This is a genomic window from Tritonibacter sp. SIMBA_163 (genome assembly GCF_046535935.1).
Classification (GTDB): domain Bacteria; phylum Pseudomonadota; class Alphaproteobacteria; order Rhodobacterales; family Rhodobacteraceae; genus Epibacterium; species Epibacterium scottomollicae.
The window spans coordinates 1-306 of sequence record NZ_JAWJBP010000247.1 but is presented as its reverse complement, the minus strand read 5'-3'; the positions used below and the strand labels follow the sequence as shown (position 1 = coordinate 306).

Annotated in this window: 1 protein-coding gene; it reads left to right on the top strand. The window is 63.4% G+C overall.

All coding sequences use genetic code 11. The features are described from left to right. Nucleotides 1-306, top strand: a 306-nt coding sequence (locus tag R0J92_RS22270; protein WP_411053254.1) for a ThiF family adenylyltransferase, incomplete at both ends; no start/stop codon positions are given.

Below are 306 nucleotides of genomic sequence, written 5' to 3'. Positions count from 1 at the left end.
GCCTCGATGCGGACAATGCCGAAGCCCTGATCGGCAATTACGATATTGTGGTGGATGGTTCGGACAATTTCACCACGCGTTATATTCTGGCCGATGCCGCTGCCAAAGTCGGTCGCCCGCTGGTGACCGGCGCCATGGGCCGTTTCGACGGCACGGTCACGGTGCTGATGCCATACGCAAACAGCCCCGATGGCATGCCCAACCCGTCCTATCGTGATCTTTTCCCGGAAGCGCCGCCGCCCGGAACGGTGCCGACCTGTGCCGAAGCCGGAGTGCTGGGCGTCCTGCCGGGTGTGATCGGCAGCC